This window comes from Nitrospira sp. M1 (assembly GCF_965152605.1).
Genome location: NZ_OZ224217.1, coordinates 1779530 through 1801412, shown reverse-complemented (window position 1 = coordinate 1801412; position 21883 = coordinate 1779530). Strand labels below are relative to the sequence as shown.

Sequence of the window (21883 nt, the reverse complement as noted above, 5' to 3'; positions counted from 1 at the left end):
CCCATCATCTGGAAGCAAGCGTAATTGATATGAGCAAGGTAGATGCCAACTGGCTAAAGATGCATGCTCTTCATTTTTTGAGAAATTTCAATTTGGCGTTGAGGCAAAACGCTACAGGCAGTAATTTCCAGGAGTACTCAATGCAACAGTCAGTGATGGAGTCATACTCTTCAAAGTCTAATTTTTCTATATTTCTCAGACTGCCGACCCACCACACCCGAGTGGGGAACTTCTTGAAGAATCCTTTCATCCCCACGTCCCAAGGGAAAACATTAAAGACCTGCGAGGCCTCGAGTTCCTAAAACAACAAGATCAATGTGCTCTCGTTATGGAAACGCAAGAATTTCTTTCCCAGAACGACCTTCTTTCAGCACGCGATGAATATTCAATCGAGGATCGACAAACTTGTCTGTATTTTTTCTACATGTCTTCGGGGTCGATCGCTTTGTGGTAAAGAGTGGTCAGGCTCTTTTCAACTTCTCGTGAGCGCCCAATTCGTATGGCTTCATAACCACGTTTCACATGTACGAAAAACAATGCAGAATTCAGTAAAAAGCGAATGCCTGACAAGAACCGAATGACAGCTTTCGAGCACGTGAGCAGTCGACTCCTCGTAACACTTTCCTATTCTTGGCTTCCTCCTGTAACCAACCACGACCTTGCTGATATCTTACGAAAGAACAGTCAATAACCTTTAACATGATTGCAATCAGAGGACTGAGACAGTAGCGTTCATTATCAAACATCAACGTGACATTTTATTTACTGGCCAGGAAGCACAAAAGTTCATGAGCCTCCTACGTAGAGGCTGAAAAAATATGTGCGCCAAAAGGCTCCAGACTAATATACAATCCCTGACGAACGATGTCTTGATAGTTAGATATGTACGTTTGGCCAGACAGGTGGTCACGATAGGTAAAGAGTGAAGGAAGATCGTTGTCAGTTTCAGAATTATCAAGGAAATGCAGAAATCCTTGAGATCTAATTGATCCTAAATTGACGACAACTATCTTGTGGGCCGAGCGAGACACCCATTCATATCCAAGAAGATTTTCAAAAGTGGAATCACCTACCGATTGGATCATCAGGAGTCGCCACTGACCTTCGTGAAAGACCTCCTCATTCGTCATTCGAAGTAAGTGACCATACACCTCCATCGTTTCGTGATCGAGCAGTTCCTCTTTCATTCGTGCGAGTTGAACCGGCAGCCGAATTCGTTGCCCCTCAAGCTGGCCTTGGTGATACAAACGCATGCCAGGTAATGTCGCGATGAGTGTCGAAACGGCAAGAAGACGAATATTGCCAAACGTCGACGCACTCCTGGGTTCATCATGATTTTCTAAGAATCGAACCAGATGGCTCTGATAGCTCCCATCAGCTTTGAGATGGGCAACAATCTCACCTGGAGACGAATGGCACAGTCGATCGTACAGTCTCTTGTCATAAGTGAAATGGAATCCCAGCTGTTGTAAGTCCCATTCACGATCCCAATACACTTCAGCCATCCAGATAAAATCAGCCACCGCAGTGACGGCTTCTGTCCAGAATTCGATAGCAGGAGTGCCTTCTATTTCTAGACAATCACTCCATGTCTTCTGAAACACTTCATTCAGCATCAGCATAGCCATGTCACATCGAACTCCATCGCAGTGCTGCGCGATAGTTTTCAGTTCTTCAATTAAGGCCGTGCGAGTGGCTTCGTAGAAATAATTCAACTGAGCCGTATCTGTCCAAGCCGGGAAATAGGGATCTTTTCCATGAGCGAGATTCAGAGTCCTCCCGTTAACACGTATTGTAAAGAAATCGTCTGGAGAGGCCTCAAGGGTTTTTGCGGTTCCTTGGATGTAGTATTCCGGATGCAAACGGACCCATTCATGATCCACAGCCGTATGGTTCGGCACAAAGTCCAGAATCAACTGCATGCCTCGTTGATGCAGTTTCTCTAAGACATAATCAAGTTGATCCCACGTACCAAGTTCTGGGTCGGGGCGGTACGCACGGATGGCATATGGAGATCCGACAACATCATTGACTGTCCAGCCTGGTAAGGCTTTCTCATATTCTTTCTGTAACCCTGGGTCACGTCGTGCAATGGACTGACTATGAGGACTTCGTTCCCAAATCCCCATCAACCAAATACAATCAAATCCTTTACCTTGAAGGTTATCCCATTCTTGATCAGGCACATCGCCAAGACGAATGAGTCGGTTCTCTTTTCGAGAAAGCGCCTTCAACCAAACCCAGGTATTGATTTCATAGAGATGAGGGTGGGGACGGCATGAGGGATGGACGGCACGGGGATTCATGGGGCTACCGGTACCAAAGGATGCCAGAAACTTCTAATGGGATGAACACAGAGGGATGGAAAGGGACAATGCGGGGAGTATAGTGATCAACGAGTCGAGACCCTGGCACTTCAGCTTTGAATCGATACGTATTCACCATTCCAGGAATCGCTTCTGTTTGCTTGAAGATGATTCGAACAGAACTTCATCGTCAGCATACAATTTCACGCTGCTCCAGCTTGGCTCTCTCTCCTCAATACACCTAAGCATCACAGAATTTCGTCATATCTCAATGTAGAAACCTATGCCATAGGTCTCGATCTTCTGATCAAAGAATTGTCCGAAAGGATTATGGCCGCGATAGTAACTCAGAAGAAGCCGATACCGGCGGGTACTGCCTATGCGCGACCACTCTAGACCACCTAAAATACTCATATTCACATTCCAGCCGAATTCTTCGACTGACTGGAAATCGGCCCCCAATACCGGCGCAAAGTAAATCCTTTCCATGAGCCGACCCAACATGGGCGAAGCTTCTGGAGTATCCCGTAATTCCAGACCCCAATGGACTAGGCCTCGATCAAGTGCCGGAGACCGACGGACGAGATAGCTTCCCCCTCCATACACCCTCCACCAGTGTGAATCGAATGAGACAATGGCATCCACGGCTTCAAAACCAAGGTTCACCCTCTTGAAGTCAGGATTTCTCAATAGGAACTCATCTCCGACATGACTGCTTTGATGATACACTCGCACTCGTGTGGAAAATGGTCCTCGACGCCACGTAAGAGGAAAACCAACCTGAAAATCAGAATTGATGAGATCGGTTGAGTTTGCATCCAAGTTGAACTGCGAGAAGATCGCACCAAAGAGGTTGAACTGAAGTCCGTCACAGTTTGTTTCATGTCGATGGCCCCATAACCCAAACGTACCCCCAGCGGTAATGAAGCCAACATTCAAAGACTCACCGCCCCCCTTAAATCGCACTCGTTGATAGGCTCCGAAAAACCTTGGTTCCTTCGGAGCGGCCAGAAGAGGACGGAAGACGTCGTCATCTGGCAAGCCCACGCTATGAAATTCATCGCTCTCTGAAGTCCTCACATCGTCGGACGTGTCAGCATAGCGACAATCAACGTGTCGTGCAGACGTTGATGAGAACCATTCTCCTTCTTTGGCCCATCCAACACCCGGAAGAAGAGTGATGAGGACAACAAAGGCACACCCCGAACTACACTTCTGCAATGTGTTTCTCTTACTCATATATTTGGTTGTGCTCATTTGAAACAAGCACTCCTCACTCTCATCTCATCACACATTGTAATCAGTGAGCCAAAGATCTCACAAAGGCAAGCACATTCTTGATTTCCTCATCAGTCAGTGCAAACCTCCACATTCCCATAGCTGTACCTTGAATACCCTCGTGAACGCCTTGCCACAACGCCGCATCTGATCTTTTTGAATTTCTATCATGACATTTCCAGAATACTTCAGAATAAGAGTACCTTCCCTCTTTCTGAATCTTTCATTCTAAGAAAGATGCAAGTAATACATTTCTGAATTCCTCTTGAAGTCTGACAGTCTTACTCATTTCTAAGGTTCCTTCCTTTTTATATTAAATCCCTTATATCATGTTCACACTGCTATAGATCCTGGAAAGGGAATCTCCCAAATACATCTATTGAAAATATTTGAGCTATGATAGCAAATCCAGATATACATCAGTCTGCTTGGACACGGGCGTTGAGTGACCCGGTTGCAACGGCACTGTATTTGAGGGAGACTATGCCTGATTAAGGTGATGACATCTTAAAGCAATAGGATAACCAGAGCAGAGGTGTCAAAAAACACTGAGCAAAGCTATTGGAGGTTAAAGCTTCACGAACCCACAGTAAACAGCGAGTTTCCACATAACCCGATTCGAGCGATAGAGAATAGGAGAACCTTCAATACTGAATAGCTTACTGTTTTGAACAGATGAGAGACATTGGTCTCGCTTCTTCAAATTCCCCAAAAGTCTTTCTTTCCATGATTTCCTGGATTCACTACTTGCTTGGGCGTCGTATGACCGCCACTGAACATCCGGCACGGTGGACAATCTTATTCGACACACTGCCCAAGAACATCTGCTTGATCCCCGATAAGCCACGCGAACCCACCACAATGAGATCCGCCCGCATATTCCGAGCAGATTTAAGAATTTCAGCCGCCGCATTGCCATACACTAACTGTTCATCAATATGAAGATTATGGGAAGATAGTGCCTTTCGAGTATCTGTAAGCAATTTCGCCCCTTCTCGGCCTCGTGCCTTAAAGAGTTCTTCGGCTAACTTGGAAAATTCCTCTTCATCTTTTCTGGTCATCTTCAAAGACAGTTCGGTTTCGTACACCTGTTTTTGAATGACATGAAGTACAGTGACTTGCGAGGAAGACGGTAATTCCACGGCATTCACAAAGTCGATGGCTGCCTGCGCATCGGGAGACCCATCCGTTGCCAAAAGAAGTTTTATTGTACGATCATGTAGTTTCTTTCGAGGTACATTGCGTGCAATTAATACGGAACATGGTGCCTCCTGGAGCACCCATTGACTCACACTGCCGAGTAAAAACCCTGTCAGTTTGGAATAGTTTCGTGTGCCAAGGACCACCAGGTCGATACCTTTCGCTCGAATGAGCTTCAATATTTCCTCTCCAGGAAATCCCATTTTTACAAGAGATCGAAAACGCACGCTCTGGTGTTTTAATGTATTCTCGATCTTCTCCAGGAATTGATTCGTCTGCACAAGCTCTTCCTTTTGAACATCTTGCACATGCTTTGAAAGTTTTAAAATTCGTTCCTTCGCCAGACCCGTGATCTTTTGAGGAATGGCATGCACATGAAGAAGAAAAAGATTGGATCCTTTTGGAAGCATTAACTTGCCAAGTATCCGAATGGCGCTTAATGAAACACGTGTTTTTTCCAAAGCCAATAAGACCTTCATCTACATGCTCCTTTCGAGCATTGAATTGCTAGCGCATTCATATGCTTCATCCATTTTGAAATCATTGAGTTGCAGTCAATTGTTACGGTATGACAGATTGTTTTTATAGATGACCCTCTAATATATTATTTTCATATCCAGCTTACAGGAGTTCCTTACTATCAGTCCAAATCGGTGCACGTTTTTTTCAACACAGGCAATCTCTCCTTCCGTACAGGTGACAAGCAACGATATAAGGAATGGCCATAAAGGATCATAACAATCGGGAAACCAATAGAAATAGAAAATTTTCAATCTGAAAAATAGTGGCTCTTTGAACACACGAGCAGTTTATCTACAGCGCCTACTTTCAATGACAGTGGGAAAGGCAACAGTTTGAAGAAAGTTTCCATTAGTGTTCAAGAGGCGAATTCCAAATGGATTTATAGCGAAACCAAATAACTTCCAACCGAATGTACATCATGTACACAGCGCAACAACACACGTCGTACAGACGGAAGTCAATTGGAACGGCTATAACTACTGATTAGGATTTGAAGAAAAATCGTGTTTATGGCAAATCTTGGGTATCCGAATGCCGGGTTGGTAACAACGCCCTCATTTTCGCTTCGACAACATCGGGATCTTGCACCCCACGCAGCTTCAGCTCTTTCCCTGTCTCGGTGGATTGAATAACCAGGGTTCCAATTCCCCAAAGTCTGGCAATGGGCCCTTGCACAATATCGATATCTTTGATCATTTCAAGTCTGATAGAAGCAATTTCTTGTTTGGTATACCCGTTTTTGATACTCACACACGTCGGAGTCACGACATAATATGCCCAACGACGTATAAGAGCGACGACCAGAAGCAAGACAACGGCTCCTGCAATCCATATCTGCCACCCAGGCAAACCAAGGCGAAGGAACAACATTCCTCGAAATGCTGTTAAAATCGCAAAAAAATAGAGCCAGCTAAATTGTCCCCAAGAAGGAAACGCCTGCCAGATAATTCGATTGTGTAATGTCTTTGGCATTGTTCAAGGGAAATAAGATCTCTAAAAAGAATGAGTGGTCAAGAAGGAGGAAGTTCGGATGGACATATGAATTGGAATTCTGACTCCAATGTGACTCCACCTATTACAGTGCTTGACTCTTCACCCACCGCCAGGCTTCATCGATTTGCTCCTGTTGAAAGTACCGCAACTCGGTTTTTACAAGATGATTGAAGATCTTCGTATACCAATCCAACCAGCGTTGATCGCCAACAATGGCTATTCGTCGAAAATCGTGCAAATGATGAATACTGAATGTAAAATCTTCCCAGAAGGCCTCAATTTCAATTCCAGTGAATTGAGTCATGTCACAGAGTAGGCTCAATGGTCCAGATTCACAAATACGATTTTCAAAATATGGAATTAACACTCCATAATCGTCTTTCGTCAATTTGCCATCGACTTTGATGCCCACGGTATGACTAGAGGTTTCATCTAAGACTCGATACATTCTTCTTATTCCCAATCAATATCGGAGCCCTTCTTTTTCTTTTTATCCAATCGAGGATTCGACAGTGACGATACGTTAGAGCCATGAGCGACACCTATAAGTGGAGTCGTTATGGGATGATCATCTGCATTCGCACAACCATATTGAGCAAACGCGGTATGAAGCCAATACGGTCCTGAATGGTCAATCACGACTAATGCCGAATACCATCCGTCGATGAGGATCTCATTGGGATATTTCTGTCCTGGCATTTGGATTCCCCAGTGCCGCGAACACTGACAGTTTATTGAAAATTTCTCAGGTTACTATGTGTAAGCTGGCGTCGACTATTAATGTGTAGTCTCATGAATATTACTCAGTAATTTGACAACATTCACCATGCTCTCTACCTCTAATCAATTTCCATATCACTCACCATATCATGCCATCCTCTGCCGCCATACCTGCCGCCTGACTTCATTCCTCCACGATGTCCCATGCCTCCCCTACCAGCCCCTCAGCGAAACTTCGTTCATACTGCATCACCAAGCAGATTATTCAATGGCAACAAGGAGAACATTAAATGCCTCAACGATGTGCATCGGACCAGAATCGTTGGTAATAAAAAGTTGCAAGTTACCAATGAGTCCAAGACGGTCAAATAGGTGCAGACACCGCAACCTCCATCCACCTGGGTGTTTCGTGTTGAAACATAAGCAAGAGTGGAGCCAGACGAATATTTTCCTTCCAGCGCACCATATTTTGGGGATTCACAACATTCACTTCAACAAGTAATTTAATGACATTTCTATTTCTAGTTCCAGGGATCTATAGACGAGCTGTGAGACTTTTTGGGCATACGCTACAAACAGGGTTGTTGCAAATGTCAGCAGATGTAATTCACTTAAAACAGGTTAGGATATGTTTTGTGAGCCATTGATAGACGTTTTAGTTCTAGACGCTTTCTTTCACGTTACACTGCAAGTTAACGATTTACACATTACGTGAACAATCTGGCCCCTCGTGTTTAGCCAGAATATCGGTGGTGACTATAAATCTATAAAAGTTAAGAAATTTTCAATATCGTTTTATCGGCATCGAAATTGCTCAGATCCATACATGTTTTTACGTTCTATTTACACAATTTCAAAAACCTATGAGGAGTACCGTATGGGACGAGTCATGGTTGTCGATGATGAAGCGGATGCGAGAAAAGTCGCGAGAATGAGTTTAGAAAAAGCTGGGTATCAAGTAATTGAAGCAGAGAGCTGAGGAGACCATTACCTTTCTCCGCCGTTAGAATGATTATATTCTTCAATCCGCAGGCGAGAGAATCTTTGGGCTAGACCTTGAAGGCCGCCATACATTTGTAAATCCCGCTGCCGCGACCATGCCAGTTTTAGGATTTCCTGGATGGAAGTGGAAGCAAATCAGTGAAGTGCTAATCCCTCCAACGACATTTGATGATAAGTATCGAACAGAAAAAAACCTCGTGAGATTTTGGGCAAGGTAGGACCAGGGGCCGCCCAAGGAAGTAGAATTCTTGCCGTTGTGTCCGAGTACTTTTTGGAAAACCCTCAAAAGTGGTTCACGACGCGGCAATTCTCTCTGTCCATGCGGAAGTGAGAAGAACTATTAAGACTGCTGCGCAGAAGACACCGCATGTGGGAGAATGGAATGACGACCTGCATACGACAATCAACAATTGAACGAATTATATGCAACGGATCAACATCCTCAACAAATGCATATCACATTGGCCGATGATATGAGGGGTATTCTATGCGAGTGCTATTAGCAGTTGATGGTTCTGAACATTCCAAGCAAGCCAGCGAAGTCATTCGTGATTTAGCCTCAGTGAAGAATCTCACGATTCTTCATGTGATCGACTTGCCTCGATTGAGCTACCCGACGCTTGGGCCAGAGATTGCCAAAGATCTTGCAATAACGGTTGAACAAGCCATGCGGAACGAAGCGGAACAGGTGTTAAAACACACCATGACATCTCTTTCCACTCATGCCCTCCCCGTGGACAGACGGCTTGAAGAAGGAACTCCTGCTGAAAGAATTCTCGCTCTAGCTCAGCAAATTAAGGCTGATCTCATCATCCTTGGGGCCCGTGGTGTAGGTCAGCTCAAAGAATTAGTATTAGGAAGCGTGTCGCATCGAGTCCTCACATATGCCCCTTGTCCGGTTTTACTGGTCAAAGCTCCCATAACAGAAATAAAAACAGTTCTTCTCCCTCTCCAGGACCTTGATGACGTGCAACGAGTGAAGCCCTTCCTTTCTAAGCATCCCTTTCCTGAAGGGACAGCCATCACTGCGTTCACAGTTGTTTCGATTCCACGGTCTTTCTTACGAGCTGGAGTTTCAGCTTCGGAATCGAAAATTCAACGCGCTCTTGAAAGTACCGAAACATTTCTTGACGATGCAGTGAACTTGTTACATAGCTCTCACTACTCTGTGACAGGGATTGTTGGAATGGGCGAACCAGCAGCAACGATTCTCGATCAGGAATCCGAGACGAAGCCGGACCTTATCATGATGGGAGTCAATCATCCGTCAGCAGTCAGCCAGTTTTTAGTAGGAAGCGTATCACACACTATTCTTCACCACTCCACGTGTTCAGTGTTGTTAATTCGATAACGAAATAATTAGCATCAACTGCTCAATTTTCTAGTAGTATCTGTATCATTTTTCAATCTGCTCGCTGGCTATCACAGACATCATGTCGCCTCCTCCTTGTTATATCATCAATGGAACCAAGATGAATTCCGTCCTCGAATAAATCATACATTTCCCAGGACTAGACATTGATATAAAATACTCTTGAGAATGGACATTTAGGAATTGGGGAAATCCCTAGTTTCTTGAATAGTTTTCCAGAAGGCCAGAAATATTGAAAAGCAAGTGAAATATCCATATACGAATGCTACATAGTGATTAATTATTGAGAATAGAATACCTCATTCACGTCATTAGAACGTTGACAACGGCACTCTACGAGCTGGTGCTCCATGTCGACAGTACCCGTGTTTCGAGTTGTTCCTTCATTGACCACACAGAGCAGGTACCGCTATGACTATAATAATAGGTGTCCTAAGTTACTACGATCGCTGCGTTTATCTAGGGGTGCTGAATTGGCCGCCGACTTTGAACCTGTTCTCACTAGAGGCATTTAGTAATCATATGTCGACAAATCGACGGGACAAACGAGTGAGGACGTGTGACGATCCGCAAATTTGACCAAAATCCTCACGGCGAATCGTCGGTCGAATTCCGAGTTGTCACGTATAACGTGCATCGGTGTCGAGGGTTAGACCGTCGTGTGTTACCTCGACGAATCGCAGAGGTCTTACGACCACTGCAAGCAGATGTGATTGCTCTCCAGGAAGTTCTGGGAGCTGGGCCGAAAGGCTACGGACATGACCAGGAGCTTGGCGCCGCACTTGGGATGGGATGGGCCATGGGAGTCACACGCTTGGTGCGGAGCCGTTTATATGGCAACGTCATCATGAGCCGATTTCCAATCGACAATCACACCCAATACGACCTCACATGGAAAAGACGGAAGGCCCGAGGCTGTCAACGCGTCGATATTCTCATCGGAGGTCATGCGTTTCACATTTACAACGTTCACCTTGGGGTCGGATTACGAGAGCGCCACTATCAAGCCAAGCAGCTGGGCACATTCATTGGCCAGGACAACATCCGTGGGCCAAAGGTGGTACTAGGCGATTTTAACGAGTGGGGACGTGGCTTTGCGACGATTGAGCTGACGCGAGTCTTGAAAAGCCTGGATCTGCGTGCCTTTGCGAAACGACGTCGAACCTATCCTGGCGTGTTTCCTGTTCTTCATTTAGACCATCTATTTTACGATGGTCGTGTAGAAATCCTTCACGTAGAGATCCCTCGAACACGAAAGTCTTTGATAGCTTCAGACCACCTTCCGCTGGTCGCAGACCTACGAATTCAATTTCCGGTCGGTTAAGTGTACACAACATATCTATCGACCCTCCCTGGCTTGTCCAGTCATCGGTACGAATGATACGGCGAGGAGTTCTGTTCGGGTATAGCCTTCCTGGGTGCGATGGATCAACACGAGACTTTGTGGATCACTGCCAACTGGAAGCACAAGTCGTCCGCCAATCTCCAGTTGCTCCAGGAGGGATTGTGGAACATGATCAGGAGCGGCTGTCAGGATGATAGCCTTAAACGGTGCTTCCTCAGGCCAGCCTTGATATCCATCACCGACTTTAACTGTGACAGTGTTACAACCCAGATCCTTCAAAATACGTTCTGCGCGTTGGGCCAATGGTTCGACAATTTCAATACTAAAGACCTGGGATACGACATGTGCTAACACCGCTGTTTGGTAGCCAGATCCTGTGCCGATTTCTAAGACTCGATTTTCCGGCTGAAGTTGTAAGGCTTCAGTCATGAATGCAACAATGAACGGCTGCGAAATCGTTTGCTTGTAACCAATAGATAGCGGATAGTCTCCGTACGCTTCTGCGCCATTGTTCTCCAACACGAAGCGATGTCGCGGCACATGACGCATAGTCGCGATAACCGCTGAATCTTTCACTCCTCGTGCAACAATTTGCTGATCAACCATTTTGTCGCGTTCAAACTGCCTACTTGCCTGATCATCGCCAAAGGCGCTTTCATGACAGCCCATCATCAGAATTCCTAACTGAGCATGGATTAAGAATAAGGAGCGATGAATTTCCCGAACACATTACGAATTTCCAAGACACAACACACATGGTATCGTATTTATCTTTCATTCTAAGGAGTAGTATTAAAAAAGCAAACAAGTATCTTTTTGAAAATTGTCTGTATCAGCAAGGTAGCAATGAAGCGCTAGAGCAGTTGATTGCATAATTCCGCATGATTCGATATTCACGAGATGTTTTTTGTATGATATATCTTTACACACAGAGCCATTCACCGAAAGAATTAGCAACCAATGACTACCACACCACGCGATTACTACGGCATCCTCGGCATCGAAAAAACCACCTCCGCTGAAGACCTCAAAAAAGCGTATCGTCGTTTAGCCAGAAAATATCATCCTGATCTCCATCCTGGTGAAAAAAAAGCTGAAATGGAAAAAAAGTTTAAGGAGTTAAATGAGGCGTATGAGGTGTTACGTGATGAAGGCACACGTAAAAAATATGACCAATATGGAGCCCAATGGAAAGATGCCGAAGCTCAGCAGCGTGCCCAAGAGCACGCTGGGAGTCGGAAGGCATATGGCTCTTGGGATCCCTCCAGTTCTCAGCAGGAAGGAACAGACTTTAGTGAAGCATTTGAACACTTCTTTCGCCAACAAGCACAGAATGAAGGAAGCACATTTCGTGGATTTGCCATGCCAGGAGCCGACCTTGAAACGACGGTCCAACTGCCTCTCCGTGAATTTCTTTCGGGAGCCACAAGGCGATTGGAATTTACAAACGCCACAGGGAAGCCGCATATCATTGACATTCGCATCCCCAAAGGCGTGAAAGATGGCGAACGCCTGCGGGTGAGAGGAAAAGGCGCGCCTGGTCGAGGTGGAGGACCTCCAGGCGATTTATACCTACATATTCACGCATTACCGCATCCGGTCTTTCAACGACAAGGCATGAACCTCCTTGTAACCCTTCCCGTATGGCCGTGGGAGGCCGCATTGGGAACGGACGTTGAAGTCCCCACGCTACAAGGACCAGTTCGCCTCACCATCCCACCCCTTAGCCAATCCAAGCAGAAAATGCGCTTACGTGGCAAAGGCTTACCCTCTCGAAAAGGGCAATATGGTGATCAATTTGTTGTCCTTGAGATCGTACTTCCCCATGAACTAAGCACACGTGAACACGAACTGTACGAACAACTCAAAACCCTCGAACATCCCGACCCTCGAGCTCATCTCATGCAGGAGGCCACTCATGCCTGAAAAACCCAACCAACAGATCGATCAGGTCATTGCCGAGCTTTTTGAGCCAGACTGGTATCGACGAGATGAACTCTGCGCACAATTGGGGATAGGCCAGGAACTGTTAGAAGTCTGTCTTCGTTGGGAAATTGTGCATGTTTCCACGACTGACCAAGACGGACAAGAATTATTTGAAGCTCAAGCCTTCGCTCGACTCTCACGAGGCCTTCGTCTTCATCGAGACCTGGGCATTAACTGGGCTGGTGTAGCTGTAGCTCTGGAGTTATTAGACCGAATCGAAGATCTCGAGCAAAACCTCCTTTACTCAAGAGATCTATAAGATGAAACACATCTACTTCTTACGCAACAGAACACACACACATGTCAATTGAACCACGCTCATAGCCTGCACGACCATGCAAGAACCCAATCTTCACAAGAAAGATAAGAGAGTATGATAACGACCAGAGTTGTGGCGACGCCTTAGATCGCTCGTCAATCACGGGCGAAGGGGCGGCGTTCTTGCCAAACAACACATCGTAGGGATTGCCAAACTTTATGGACCAGGCACACGTACACCTGGGTGTGCGGAAAGACCGTTGCGAAGGCTTCTTCTGCAGGTTCGTCAACCAACCCACACAGGCGACACAGCAATCTTGAGCACCCTGTTGTCGGAATTTGGGAAAGACACAAACTAAAACTTCGCCCCTTCGGTTTCATTGACCCAGATATCCCGAGCAGTTCCTTTTCACCAAGCAAATTCACCCCGAGCGCCACAGAACCCGCTGTAATCTTGCCGGCCCCTTCATACCGGGACTTCACACACAAACACGCAAAGGAAAGAATGGGGAGAGCGTTTCCAGGTGGCGAACCGTACGTCCTCGGTGATAACTGAAATCAACGTGGGCGAGACCTCGGCCCCATACAACTCTTCGAGATGACTTTGAAGCTCCCGCGCCGTCAGGCCATGTGCATAGAAGACCAACGCCTTGTCGTTCACCCCCACCAAGCGCCGGTGACGTTTGTTGGCGACTGTTGGCTCAGACGTCCCCGCTCAACCCAGGGGGACCGCCAATACTACCGGGCCTTGATCCGTCTGGATCATCTTCGGACTGCTTCCATTGCATATGTTCCTCTCGTGCGCTTTGAACGAGCATGAGGCGAATACCCGAGAGGATAAGGCATGCGCGTCTTATCAAATCCATAATTCAAGCGGGGCGTTATTAACGACCGTTCGAAGAATGTCACTTCGGGTGAGAATACCAACCAAGTCGCCTTGCTCCGTCACAATCGGCATGGCCCCAATTCGTTCTTTAAAGAGAATGCTGGCTATTGCTCGAATTTCTGTCTCTGGACCAGCCGACAACACGTTACGCGTCATAATCTGCTGAATAGGTTTTTGATGAGGATTGTCTCCAGCTTGCTCTGATGATGAGACAACCTCAATTGTGGCACGAAATAAATCTCGATCCGAAAAAATCCCAACAAGATGTCCTTGTGACGAAAGCACTGGCATATGACGAAAACGTTGACTTTGAATGATGCTCCACGCATCAGAAAGTTTTGCCGTTGGAGAAAGCGTGACAACCGGGAAACTCATGATTTGTTTGGCAAGAATTGCTGGTTTTCGACTATCCAGAGGTAAGTCAGATTGCTGATAGGTTTCAGCCACGCGAGAGCTATCTGTCTGAGGAGATTGCGGGTTTGAATTTTGTACCTGTGCGGTCATCTTTTGGATGGAAGAAGACCTTTGGATCCTCTCGACTCTTCCACGACGAATACTTCCTGGCGTATATGGGACCTTTATTCCACCATCTTGCCAAACAACAAACATACCAAGCCTTTCGGTGATACGTCTCTGTTAACTGCTCCTGTTGTGAGTCTTCTCGATTATTTAATATTGTACATGAGAACACATCTTCAGTCCCACCGATAATGTTGTTCATTCCAACAACGAGAATTGGTAATGTGGAGTTGCGAAACGTCACTCAAAATGTCATGCCACTTCTTCAACATGACTAAACTGATGAGCACGGATTCCTCCACACTCCATGTCCAGAACATCTTCACAGACGAGCAGACTTCAAGCCGTACAGTTTGTTCTATGGGTCATCCTCATCCTCAATCTTTTGGTCGCTCTCGCGAAACTGAGTTATGGATTGATCACTGCCTCCTTAGGGATGCAAGCTGATGGGTTTCATTCCCTATTTGATGGAGTGTCAAATGTGATCGGACTGACTGGTCTGTGGTTAGCCTCGAAACCTCCTGATGAAGATCATCCCTATGGACATAAAAAGTTTGAAGTCCTTGCGACTGCTGGAATTGGAGGGATGCTGATGGGTACTTGCATATACTTGTTATGGAACAGCATTCATGCCTTACAGCAAGACGCATCCCCTCAAGTCACGGAACTGAGTTTTGGAGTGATGAGCACAACTATGATCATTAATCTGGGAGTGACACGGTGGGAACAACAGAGAGGGAAAGAATTAAAGAGTGAAATTTTGATCGCGGACTCCTACCATACGGCGAGTGATGTTCTCATCTCGTTTTCAGTACTCATTGGTTTGGTAGCCATTCGATTGGGATATCCTATGGTTGATCCTCTTGTCGCCATATTTGTTGCTGTCATCATTGCATGGACGGCGATTAAGGTGTTCAAAGAAGCGACAGACTCCCTTGTCGATAAAGTTCGCCTAGATCCGGATAGGGTTTATACTGTGGTCATGAAAATTCCTGGAATACTCGATTGTCATAAGATTCGAACACGGGGCCTTTCCAGCCATATCTTTGTCGATCTTTCGATCCATGTCCAACCAGATCTCTCCATTCAGTTAGCCCATGAGCTAGCGAATGAGGTAGAAAGCACCATTAAGAAACAATTCCAAAATGTTGAAGACGTCATCGTGCACGTTGAACCGGAAGGACATACATGAATCACGTTCGTCCCTCGTACTTCTTCTGTGAAGAACGAGAGCTTCCTATGATTTAGAGAGAAATGAGGAGATATATCCACGTGATTTATAGTTTGCAAATCGGCAGGAAAATATGAAATGCGGTCCCTTTTCCGAGTTCACTTTCGACTTGAATCACTCCATCATGCTCCTGAATAATCCCATGTACGACAGTCAGCCCTAGGCCAGTACCTTCTCCAACTGGTTTGGTTGTAAAAAACGGATCAAAGAGTTTTACGACATTTTCCTCAGCAATGCCTTTGCCCGTATCAGAGATCGTCACACACACCTGACGATCGAGTGGTTGAATGATTGCAGAAATCATCCCTCCATCAGGCATTGCATAACACGCATTCATGACTAAATTTAAAAACACTTGACTCAGTTGATCTGAGTCAGCAAATACCTCCCGAGTCTGACCTTTGACTTTCACCTGAATATTTTGACCAGCTAACCGCTCATGGGTTACATCAAATACATTCTCAATAACGCATTTCAAGTCGGTTACCCGTCGTTCCATAGGACGTTTTCTGGCAAAACTTAGAAGTTGATTCATAATTTTCGTAATACGCTCAACTTGAGTCACAATCGAAAACAACCCCTTCTTGATCAGATCATCCGATGTCTTGCGCATCAAATACTCAGCACGACTTAAGATGACATTCATTGGCGTACCAATTTCATGTGCCATCCCAGAAGCTAATGTTCCCAATTCAGCCATTCGCTCCGTTTTCCTCCGATCAGAAATATCTCGTAGAATAACGGTGAACAAACGTTTTCCATCGACCGACACCTGCGAGATCGAGGCTTCGATCGGAAATTCCTCACCATTTGCTCGAAGCCCAGAGATGGATCCCAACGCTCCCATACGTCGATTCGTAACGCAGGTATCACCAAATGTCTGAATATGTGCATGATGTGCGGATCGATACCGCATAGGAATAAATCTCTCGAGAGAAGTACCAATGACATCGTGAGCAGAACATTGAAACATGCCTTCAGCCGCAGCATTGAATATGACAATGTGTTGCTGTTCATCAACCGTGATAATGGCATCCATGGCAGAATGGATTATTCCAGCAAGTTGAAGTTCAATCGCTTCCAACCCGTCGGGTCCATCTGCACGTATATGCTGTACGACAGGAAGCTCTGTCAGTTCATCTGTTATTGGGGACATCGGGTTATGATGACAATCGGACTTCATTGGTCTTTCCCTTGCGTGACACCCTGGGGTTCGCGTTATCATCCATATCACTAAGCTTTCGATAGAGAGTTTTTCGATCAATGCCTAGCACTTGTGCAGTTTGATATTTATTGCCGCCCATTTTCTCTAGAATTCGTCGAATATATGCTTGCTCCAATACTTCTAATGGAAGCATGCGATCGACAGCATCTTCAACCATTTGCCCCTCACCTCGCACCTCTCGAATGACTGGCGGCAAGTCTTCCAGGGTGATTTTTTCTCCTTGGCAGAGAGTGGCGGCCCGCTCAATGATATTTTCAAGCTCTCGAACGTTACCTGGCCATTGGTAATCCAATAGACGAGCGAAAGCCGCTTCGACCACTTCATGGATGTTCTTTTGCCGTCCAGCAATACTTTTCTCAAGCAACCCTTGAACGAGTAATGGAATATCTTCCTTACGTTCACGGAGCGGGGGTAAACGAATTTCAATCACATTTAACCGATAGTACAAATCTTCACGAAAGTTTTTGGCTTTCACTTCTTCTTCTAATTTTACATTCGTGGCAGCAATAATACGGACGTCGATCGGACTCGAACGCGTCGCACCCACTCGTCGAATTTCCCGTTCCTGCACGGCTCGTAACAATTTAGCTTGAAGCATCATCGGCATTTCACTAATTTCATCTAAAAAGAGCGTTCCGCCTTGTGCTTCTTCGAACAGACCTCGTTTATCCGATTTGGCGTCTGTAAATGCGCCTCTGACATGACCGAATAATTCACTTTCAAGCAAATGCTCTGGAATAGCCGCACAATTCACCGGAACGAAGGAAGCTGGCTGACGTTGGCTATTAAAATGAATGGCCTTGGCCACAAGCTCTTTTCCTGTTCCACTTTCGCCCGTAATTAATATATTCGTTTGTGAGTCGGCCACGCGACGAATGAGGTCAAACACGTCACACATAGGCTTACTTTTCCCAAGAATTTGATCAAACGAAAATTCGCGGCGAACTTGCTTTCGTAAACGCTCAACTTCACGGCGCAAAAGCGCTTCGCGCATGGCCTTATCAACCGTCACCAACAGCTCGTCAGTCTTAATCGGCTTGGTGAGGTAATCAAAAGCTCCTTTCCTCATGGCATCAACGGCTGTTTCAACCGTCCCGAACGCCGTCATCATAATAAGGTTACATTCTTGATGTTTCTTTGTGACTTCGTGAAGGAGCTCTTGACCATCCATCCCTTTCATTCGAAGATCAGTCAACACAATGGAGAATGATTGGCTGGCAAGTTTTTGCAAGGCATCCTGACCATCTTGAGCCGTTTCAACTTGATAAGATTGATCGAACAAAATATCACGAAGTACATTTCGCATCTCTGGATCGTCATCAACAATGAGAATACTATTTCTGTCCTGAGTCATAACTCACCTAAAATAAAATGTCCTAAAAATTTCAACTCTATCGGTTTTCCATATAGAAATAGCTCTCTTTTTAGATTCTTATTCTTTCACTTTTACATTTCGTAGCAAATATCACCAATAATGCCCACTTCAACTGTAGCAAAATAGGGCAAATCCTTCACCCTGCCTGTCGTAAGAGAATGTCTATTCCCAAAAAGGAGATGAGAGTCAAAAATTTCCATCCATGGGTTTTTCCACCATACTGTTAATTAGATAGACTTTCACCATCCTCCGTCTCTCACTCTGTATCCATGGGTAATGACCGCCATGGCATTGCTTTTGCTCAGCTATAATCCATAGTCCCAAACGCAATTTGACCTTATATCCTGAGAAAAAAATACAAAGGAATCATAAGATGAAATTGCTTGTTGCTGTAGATGGTTCAACACAGTCAATGAACGCAGTTCATGCTCTTGCACATTTCAAGCCTCCGGAAGAATTAACCCTCGTGCATGCACTGACGCTGCCAGAGTTAGACCACCCTATGATTACATCTGAAGTGCGTGATCACCTGCGTGATGACATTTAAAAGAAATTGGGTGAAGAAGGAAATACCCTGCTTTCCGAAATGGTTCAGGAGTTACCCTTGGATTTTGAGCCGGCACAGCCAATTCATCAAATAGGATCCCCGGCTCACTCAGGTCATATTAGAAACCGCACAGTCGGCTTTGACTGACGTGATGCTATTGGGGGCCAGAGGTTTAGGAACAGTGAAGGAACTCATCTTAGGAAGTGTTCTCACCGCACGGTACTCCACGCGTCTTGTTCGACCTTTATTCTCAAAAGATCTATGCCCTCTTTACGGAAAATCCTCTTGCCTATTGAGGGAAAGGAAGATGCGCAAATCGCATTTAATTTTTTGGCAAGAAAACCCTTTCCGAGCCTGTGGAGATTCAACTCATGCTGGTATGGCCACAATCGCAGATGCCTTGACCTATGACCTTAGGTCAAAACAAACAGCTGGAAGAACAGGCGATTTTTCATAGACAAGAACTGCTCGACTCTCTCACCGTGAAGCTGGGAACCATAGGGTATCCAGCCACAACTCATGTTGGATTAGGAGATCCTTCATACACCATCATAGAACAACAACCTGCGAACAAGACCGACATGGTTATGATGGGATCTCATGGTCGACGAGGTATTTCTCGCTTCTTGCTTGGAAGCGTGTCCCACAGCGTACTTCATCAGGCAGACTGCACAGTATTAATCCTGCGCTAAACTTCTCTTCATCTATCGCATTTCAGTATCCTGAACGCATACTTCACGGCCTGACACACCATCCTCCACCGTTGCACAATTTCGCCATCTCCTATCAAGTCGAGAATCAAATTAGCATGCGCATGCGTTGATCATGTGGTGTTCTGCACCATTGGCTTTAAGGTCCAATGTGGTGAACCTCATGAAACTTCAACCACCACATGGACTCTTAGACAAAGAGTTTGACACGCTCTTTACGACTGATAAGCCGATCATGTTTGCTTTCCACGGATATCCCTGGTTGATTCATCGTCTCACCTATCGACGAACAAACCACCAGAACCTCCATGTGCGAGGATATAAGGAAGAAGGAACCACAACGACACCATTTGACATGGTCGTGCTGAATGACCTTGATCGCTTCCATCTTGTGGCTGACGTGATCGACCGAGTTCCCAAGCTTGGCTATCTTGCCGCATACGCAAAGCAAGCGATTCGTGATAAGAAATTGACCATAAAAGACATATTTACCAATATGGTGATGATATGACAGAAATTCGCATTGGACATGCCCCATGGTTAAATGATGGTAATAACCAATATGAGATGGTAAGATCACGACACTAAGACTTCACAACTCTGCATCTTGACAAATGACGACACCCATTCAAATGATGAGAAACATGAGCCACATATGGTTAATGCTGTGGCTTATGGCCTTCCCACTCATTCACATCCACCCAGAAGCCGACCATGCGCATGGAAACCAAACCCACGAACATGGAGGGCTGTTCCATTCTGTGCTCTCCCAGGATCTTGCATGCGAATTTCATCATCATTCCACCCATGACTTCTCAGCACCGGAAGGCACGAAAAACATTCACCATTGTGATCATGCTCAGACCCATCAGCTCAATCATGATGAAATAGGATTTTCGATCCTGAGTGCTTCTTCTCATGATTCTTTGACTACAACTGATCAGCCATTAGCCTTTCTTCCAGTCGTACATGAGTCTTCATCTGCCGTATCCGCGACACTTTCATTACAGCTCTCATCGGAACGTGCACCACCCATTCGACTCATACATTCTCACAACTCTATCCGCCCTCCCCCGATCTACTCGGCGTAATACCGCCACCCTTCAATGACCGGACACTGTGCATCGCATACATGCGTGCCTTTCACTGTGTCACGCCTTCTTCATTTATCACGAGGTCGTGTTATTCATGAGTCACTGGCAGAGTATCTCTATGAAAATACTTTGGCTATTCACCGTGCTTCTTTTTCTCGGTTGCTCTGAGCCCACTAATTCAGACATCTCCTCAGACACCGTGACGGCAGACCACGATAGGACTCCGGCAACTCCAACAACTTCAGAAGCCAGCATTCATCTCGACGATGTGTCACCAAAGGCGAAAGAACGCATTCGTACGGAAGAAGCCATCGAACGACTCACTCCCCATGTGGTGACTGCTCCGGGGAACGTGACGTTAGACTTGAATCTTGTCGCGAAAGTCTCTTCACTCATCCCCGGCCAGGTGGAAACACTCACCGGCAAACTTGGACAACACGTGCTCAAAGAGCAACCGTTAGTCGCCATTGAAAGTTTAGTCTTGGATGAACTGGTTCAAGAATATCTCGTCGCCAAAGCGAAACGAGATGTCGCGAAAAAAAACTTCACTCGTACGAAACAATTAGTGAAAGAACATATTGTCTCCCAACGCCGTGTCCTCGAAGATCATGGCACCGCGATCGAAACACAAGCCGTCTTTCAGCACGTACGAGAAAAATTATTGAATATGGGACTCACACCTAAGGAATTACACGAGCTTGAACATGGCAGTCATCTGGAAGGTCATAAGTATATTCTTCGTGCTCCACTTGGCGGCACGATCACCCATCAGCAAGTCGTGATAGGACAAGGAGTGTCGGTGGGAGAAGAATTATTTGAAATTGTTGATACCAGTCGGGTTTGGGTTTTCGCCAATCTCCCAATCGAACAAGCGCGTCGGTTTTCAGAAGGTGATCAGGGCACAGTCGTTCCACGTGGAGGGGAGCCTATCACGGCCCAATTGGCTTACATCTCACCGGTGGCAGAGGAAGCCACAAGAACCGTACGGGTCCGATTTGATGTCGACAATCAGCAGGGACGATTAAAACCCAATGAATATGTCGACGTGCAATTATTGGATGAACAACTTCCGGTCTTGTCCATTCCTGATACGGCAGTCACCATGGTGAAAGGCAAACGCGGAGTCTTCGTTCAAAAAGAAACAGGATACAACTTTGTGTTGATTGAACTTGGGCAAGAAGGGGGAGGCCTTGTGGAAATTACACAAGGCATTCAATTGGGTGACCAAGTTGTGACTCAAGGCGTGTTTGACTTAAAAAATGCATTACTTCAAGGATCGATCGAAGGGCATTAAACGAGACTCTGCCCTTCGTA

20 protein-coding genes and 2 pseudogenes are annotated in these 21883 nt (G+C 45.8%); 10 read left to right on the top strand and 12 right to left on the bottom strand.

Features of this window, described 5'->3' with window-relative positions; genetic code table 11:
- Positions 1-797 precede the first annotated feature (797 nt).
- From ACWHX8_RS08285 to ACWHX8_RS08260, 6 genes are all read right to left on the bottom strand, one after another.
- Positions 798-2306: an alpha-amylase family glycosyl hydrolase gene (locus ACWHX8_RS08285; RefSeq protein WP_447971480.1), complete on the bottom strand. Its 1509-nt coding sequence runs from the start codon at positions 2304-2306 to the stop codon at positions 798-800.
- 261 nt (positions 2307-2567) lie between these two features.
- On the bottom strand, positions 2568-3545 hold the full coding sequence (locus ACWHX8_RS08280) for a DUF1207 domain-containing protein (protein ID WP_447971479.1): 978 nt from the start codon (positions 3543-3545) through the stop codon (positions 2568-2570).
- Positions 3546-4327: 782 nt separating this feature from the next.
- Positions 4328-5263 (bottom strand): universal stress protein, encoded by a 936-nt coding sequence (locus ACWHX8_RS08275; RefSeq protein WP_447971478.1) that lies wholly within the window; start codon positions 5261-5263, stop codon positions 4328-4330.
- A 550-nt stretch (positions 5264-5813) separates the two neighbouring features.
- Positions 5814-6278: a PH domain-containing protein gene (locus ACWHX8_RS08270; RefSeq protein WP_447971477.1), complete on the bottom strand. Its 465-nt coding sequence runs from the start codon at positions 6276-6278 to the stop codon at positions 5814-5816.
- A 103-nt stretch (positions 6279-6381) separates the two neighbouring features.
- Entirely contained in the window at positions 6382-6747 is a 366-nt protein-coding gene (locus ACWHX8_RS08265) for an STAS/SEC14 domain-containing protein (protein WP_447971476.1), read from the bottom strand.
- Positions 6748-6752: 5 nt separating this feature from the next.
- Positions 6753-6998, bottom strand: coding sequence for a hypothetical protein (locus ACWHX8_RS08260; protein ID WP_447971475.1), 246 nt, complete (start codon positions 6996-6998; stop codon positions 6753-6755).
- Positions 6999-8508: 1510 nt separating this feature from the next.
- Here ACWHX8_RS08260 and ACWHX8_RS08255 point away from each other — a divergent pair.
- Complete coding sequence (locus ACWHX8_RS08255; RefSeq protein WP_447971474.1) at positions 8509-9372, top strand: universal stress protein; 864 nt, start codon at positions 8509-8511, stop codon at positions 9370-9372.
- A 580-nt stretch (positions 9373-9952) separates the two neighbouring features.
- Positions 9953-10717 (top strand): endonuclease/exonuclease/phosphatase family protein, encoded by a 765-nt coding sequence (locus ACWHX8_RS08250; protein ID WP_447971473.1) that lies wholly within the window; start codon positions 9953-9955, stop codon positions 10715-10717.
- Between the two features lie 15 nt (positions 10718-10732).
- Here ACWHX8_RS08250 and ACWHX8_RS08245 read toward each other — a convergent pair whose 3' ends face one another.
- A complete protein-coding gene (locus tag ACWHX8_RS08245; protein WP_447971472.1) occupies positions 10733-11410 on the bottom strand; it encodes a protein-L-isoaspartate(D-aspartate) O-methyltransferase in 678 nt (225 codons plus the stop codon).
- 288 nt (positions 11411-11698) lie between these two features.
- Between ACWHX8_RS08245 and ACWHX8_RS08240 the strand changes: the two genes are divergently transcribed.
- Positions 11699-12664, top strand: coding sequence for a DnaJ C-terminal domain-containing protein (locus ACWHX8_RS08240; RefSeq protein WP_447971471.1), 966 nt, complete (start codon positions 11699-11701; stop codon positions 12662-12664).
- Entirely contained in the window at positions 12657-12983 is a 327-nt protein-coding gene (locus ACWHX8_RS08235) for a chaperone modulator CbpM (RefSeq protein WP_447971470.1), read from the top strand. Before ACWHX8_RS08240 ends, ACWHX8_RS08235 begins: the two co-directional genes overlap by 8 nt.
- Positions 12984-13138: 155 nt before the next feature.
- On the opposite strand, the gene ACWHX8_RS08230 is transcribed toward ACWHX8_RS08235, so the two are convergent.
- The 3 genes and pseudogenes from ACWHX8_RS08230 to ACWHX8_RS08220 all read right to left on the bottom strand — a co-directional run bounded on the left by ACWHX8_RS08230 (position 13139) and on the right by ACWHX8_RS08220 (position 14477).
- Positions 13139-13489, bottom strand: coding sequence for a transposase (locus tag ACWHX8_RS08230; RefSeq protein WP_447971889.1), 351 nt, complete (start codon positions 13487-13489; stop codon positions 13139-13141).
- Positions 13449-13682, bottom strand: a pseudogene (locus tag ACWHX8_RS08225) (transposase); the annotation flags it as partial. The gene ACWHX8_RS08230 and the pseudogene ACWHX8_RS08225, both read right to left, overlap by 41 nt.
- Before the next feature lie 156 nt (positions 13683-13838).
- Positions 13839-14477 carry a CBS domain-containing protein gene (locus ACWHX8_RS08220; protein ID WP_447971469.1) on the bottom strand — a complete coding sequence of 213 codons (639 nt, stop codon included), beginning with the start codon at positions 14475-14477 and terminating at the stop codon, positions 13839-13841.
- Between the two features lie 217 nt (positions 14478-14694).
- Here ACWHX8_RS08220 and ACWHX8_RS08215 point away from each other — a divergent pair, with 217 nt between their 5' ends.
- On the top strand, positions 14695-15579 hold the full coding sequence (locus tag ACWHX8_RS08215) for a cation diffusion facilitator family transporter (RefSeq protein WP_447971468.1): 885 nt from the start codon (positions 14695-14697) through the stop codon (positions 15577-15579).
- Between the two features lie 85 nt (positions 15580-15664).
- Here ACWHX8_RS08215 and ACWHX8_RS08210 read toward each other — a convergent pair whose 3' ends face one another.
- Together ACWHX8_RS08210 and ACWHX8_RS08205 are read right to left on the bottom strand one after the other, a co-directional pair.
- Entirely contained in the window at positions 15665-16801 is a 1137-nt protein-coding gene (locus ACWHX8_RS08210; RefSeq protein WP_447971467.1) for a two-component system sensor histidine kinase NtrB, read from the bottom strand.
- Positions 16779-18197 (bottom strand): sigma-54-dependent transcriptional regulator, encoded by a 1419-nt coding sequence (locus ACWHX8_RS08205; RefSeq protein WP_447971466.1) that lies wholly within the window; start codon positions 18195-18197, stop codon positions 16779-16781. Before ACWHX8_RS08205 ends, ACWHX8_RS08210 begins: the two co-directional genes overlap by 23 nt.
- Positions 18198-18591: 394 nt before the next feature.
- On the opposite strand from ACWHX8_RS08205, the gene ACWHX8_RS08200 reads away from it, so the two are divergent.
- From ACWHX8_RS08200 to ACWHX8_RS08180, 5 genes and pseudogenes are all read left to right on the top strand, one after another.
- Positions 18592-18765, top strand: a complete 174-nt coding sequence (locus ACWHX8_RS08200; protein ID WP_447971465.1) for a hypothetical protein — start codon at positions 18592-18594, stop codon at positions 18763-18765.
- Positions 18766-19172: 407 nt separating this feature from the next.
- Complete coding sequence (locus ACWHX8_RS08195) at positions 19173-19457, top strand: universal stress protein (protein WP_447971464.1); 285 nt, start codon at positions 19173-19175, stop codon at positions 19455-19457.
- A gap of 166 nt (positions 19458-19623) precedes the next feature.
- Positions 19624-20063, top strand: a pseudogene (locus ACWHX8_RS08190) (phosphoketolase family protein); the annotation flags it as partial.
- Between the two features lie 56 nt (positions 20064-20119).
- A complete protein-coding gene (locus ACWHX8_RS08185) occupies positions 20120-20566 on the top strand; it encodes a hypothetical protein (RefSeq protein WP_447971463.1) in 447 nt (148 codons plus the stop codon).
- Between the two features lie 121 nt (positions 20567-20687).
- Positions 20688-21863: an efflux RND transporter periplasmic adaptor subunit gene (locus ACWHX8_RS08180; protein ID WP_447971462.1), complete on the top strand. Its 1176-nt coding sequence runs from the start codon at positions 20688-20690 to the stop codon at positions 21861-21863.
- Positions 21864-21883 lie beyond the last annotated feature (20 nt).